The sequence below is a fragment of the Exiguobacterium sp. UBA7533 genome, assembly GCF_002479335.1.
In the GTDB taxonomy this organism is placed as follows: domain Bacteria; phylum Bacillota; class Bacilli; order Exiguobacteriales; family Exiguobacteriaceae; genus Exiguobacterium_A.
This window is the reverse complement of the sequence record NZ_DLMP01000007.1, coordinates 11044-14029: the sequence shown is the minus strand read 5'-3', so window position 1 is coordinate 14029 and position 2986 is coordinate 11044. Positions and strand designations below refer to the sequence as shown.

Here is a 2986-nt window from a genome sequence, read left to right as displayed (position 1 = left end):
GGCGTGCCAACGATGTATAATTTCTTACTGCAAACCGTGAAGGCACATCCGGAATACGCGACCTATTTTGAGTCAACCCGTCTATTCGTCTCAGGAGGATCGAGTCTTCCAGTACCACTCCTTGAAGCGTTTGATCAGACATTCCAGTGTCATATCCTCGAAGGATACGGTTTATCGGAAGCATCGCCCGTCACTTGTTTCAATCCGGTCGATGGTGTTCAGAAACCAGGCTCGATCGGTACATCGATCGTCGATGTTGAAAACAAAGTTGTCGATGAACTCGGACAGGAATTACCAGATGGTCAGGTCGGAGAATTGATTGTTCGTGGACCAAACGTCATGACGGGTTATTACAAGATGCCAGAAGAGTCGCAAGCGACGTTACGCGATGGCTGGTTATATACGGGTGATTTGGCTCGTCGTGATGAAGATGGTTATTTCTATATCGTCGATCGCAAAAAAGATATGATCATCGTCGGTGGCTATAACGTCTACCCACGTGAGGTCGAAGAAGTGCTCTATCAGCATCCAAATATCATTGAAGCCGCTGTTATCGGCATACCGGACGAGGAGATGGGCGAAGCTGTCAAAGCATTCGTCGTTGTCCGTGAGACGATGACAGAAGAGGAAGCGCGGACATTCTGTGGCACATCACTCGCGAAATACAAATGTCCGACACAGATTGAGTTCATCGATCGATTACCTCGTAATACGACCGGAAAGATTTTACGGACCGTGTTGAAGAAGCAACCGACGAATTCATGAGTGTTTCAAGAACTTCAGGTTTCTGAAGTTCTTTTTCTGTGCATAGACAAGAAGGAGGGGATACGAATGAATATCGCATTGATCGCACATGATGAAAAAAAAGATGAGATGATGGGGTTTACACGAGCTTATGCTGCATTCTTCAAGAAAAATACATTGTATGCGACAGGAACGACCGGGCAACGGATCATGGAAGCGACAGATTTACATGTTCATCGCTGTAAATCTGGACCACTCGGCGGTGATCAAGAAATCGGAGCCCTCGTGGCGCAAGGAAAGATCGATATCGTGATTTTTTTACGCGATCCGCTAACGGCGCAACCGCATGAACCGGACGTCTCCGCACTCATTCGATTATGCGATGTGTACGATTTGCCGCTCGCAACGAATGTCGGAACTGCCGAAATTTTAATCAATGGACTTGAACAAGGACAATTCGATTGGAAGGAAATCATTCGAAAACGTCATGAACTAGAACAAAAAAAGTTTTTAGATGATTAATTTTGTGAGAACGCTTCTCATTTTCGTTTAAGCATGCTATAGTCAGTTTGAGGATGATACTGATTATCAATTGCGATGGAAAAGGTGGCGAAGAAAATGGAGATTCTATTAATGACGGGTGTAACAGTATTGCTAGGAGGCGGCGTTGGATTTTTGACGCACGTCGTGAAAATGGAACGACTTCAACAGGTGGCACCTGCGACTTCAAAGAACAAGCAAGTAGCGTATCCAGCGCTCCGTCTCGTCAAATAATAGAAAATTTATGACTTCGCCTTTCTTTTCTTTTGAAAAGAAAGGTTTTTTTGAATTATTATCCACTCTCCCATAATTTTGCGGAATTCCTTTGATACACTGAAACAAAGCACATTAGTCGAGGAGTGAGAGCCATGCATACAATCTATTTGGTTGATGATGAAGTGAACTTGAATCGTGTACTCGTAAAGTACTTGGAACAAGAAGGTTGGCAGGTTAAATCGTTTACATCTGGTGAGGCAGCTGCTTCTGCGATCGTAGAGAAGCCAGATTTGTGGATTTTAGATATCATGCTACCGGATATGGATGGTTTTCAATTGATTAAGCGAATCAAGGCGCATGATGAAACGACACCCGTCATTTTCATTTCGGCGCGTGATGAGGATATCGATAAGATCATTGGTCTTGAGATGGGATCGGACGATTATATTGCGAAGCCGTTCCTTCCGCGCGAACTGGTCATTCGTGTCAAAAAAATCTTAGCACGTACGTATGCGACACCGAAAAGTGGCGTCATTCAATACGGCGATTATATGATTTATCCTGAGAAACGAATCATCGAGGAGAACGGTCAAGAAATTGATCTAACCTCAAAAGAGTATGATCTACTGATTTTATTTGCGACACAAATCGGGACGCCGATGTCTCGCGAGCAGATTCTCGTCAGTGTCTGGGGTGACGATTATTTCGGTTCGGACCGCGTCGTCGATGATCTTGTCCGTCGTGTCCGTAAAAAATTATCGAAACTGGAACTCGAAACGATCTATGGTATTGGCTATCGCTTGGTGTCTGCATGAAAAATCGCAGTCTCGGATTTCAGATTTGGGCGATGTTTCTGCTCGTCATCGTCACATTATCTGCAGTCATTCTCCTTGTCATCCGCTCATCGATCGGAAATTTCATCGATGAACAGGTCTATTCGACGCTTGAGAATAGTGAGGTCTTCTTCTCGAAGGATGCCTCTGTCATCGAGATGCTACAAGATAATCCGATTGAATTCGATCGTCGAAAACAAGAATCTCGATCAGTTAATATCCTATTGCTATCTAAGAACGGAAAACTTTATTACGGTGGGGCACCGCAACAACTGATCAATCAGATGTACCGTGATGCAATTGATCAAAAAACAGTTACGGCAAAGTATACGACGCGTCTTGATAAAGAAGACGTTTATTATAGTATTCGTAAAATGGAAGAGAGCGGCGAAACCTACTATCGTGTCTCTTACGTCTGGGATGCTTATCGACAAGAACTGATTACACAACTGTTTTCAAAAATCGGCTTCGTCGTCATCATCGGTAGTATCTTTACGTTATTCATTGCCTTCTGGTTGGCGCGTCGTCTAACACATCCGCTCGTCGAAATCGAAAGAGCAGTCGGGAAAATCGCGGCTCAAAAGTGGGATACACCACTTCCGCTCGATCGTGGGGATGAAATCGGTCGACTGGCGCGGTCCGTCGATGCGATG

5 protein-coding genes are annotated in these 2986 nt (G+C 44.6%); all 5 read left to right on the top strand.

Annotation, left to right across the window (positions count from 1 at the left end; all coding sequences use genetic code 11):
• A partial coding sequence (locus tag B2U10_RS11135) for an AMP-binding protein (RefSeq protein WP_290787745.1) occupies nucleotides 1–765 on the top strand: 765 nt, incomplete at its 5' end.
• A gap of 66 nt (nucleotides 766–831) precedes the next feature.
• Nucleotides 832–1266 (top strand): methylglyoxal synthase, encoded by a 435-nt coding sequence (mgsA, locus tag B2U10_RS11130; protein WP_029340960.1) that lies wholly within the window; start codon nucleotides 832–834, stop codon nucleotides 1264–1266.
• A 96-nt stretch (nucleotides 1267–1362) separates the two neighbouring features.
• Nucleotides 1363–1518, top strand: a complete 156-nt coding sequence (locus tag B2U10_RS11125; protein ID WP_290748659.1) for a hypothetical protein — start codon at nucleotides 1363–1365, stop codon at nucleotides 1516–1518.
• A 134-nt stretch (nucleotides 1519–1652) separates the two neighbouring features.
• Entirely contained in the window at nucleotides 1653–2315 is a 663-nt protein-coding gene (locus B2U10_RS11120) for a response regulator transcription factor (RefSeq protein WP_023467381.1), read from the top strand.
• Nucleotides 2312–2986 (top strand): HAMP domain-containing protein (locus B2U10_RS11115; RefSeq protein ID WP_290787742.1); only part of this gene is annotated, 675 nt, incomplete at its 3' end. The genes B2U10_RS11120 and B2U10_RS11115, both read left to right, overlap by 4 nt.

What these genes read in the sequence shown, in the direction of transcription:
- mgsA (WP_029340960.1), top strand. Translation starts at nt 832, where the DNA reads ATGAATATCGCATTGATCGCACATGATGAAAAAAAAGATGAGATGATG.
- B2U10_RS11125 (WP_290748659.1), top strand. Translation starts at nt 1,363, where the DNA reads ATGGAGATTCTATTAATGACGGGTGTAACAGTATTGCTAGGAGGCGGC.
- B2U10_RS11120 (WP_023467381.1), top strand. Translation starts at nt 1,653, where the DNA reads ATGCATACAATCTATTTGGTTGATGATGAAGTGAACTTGAATCGTGTA.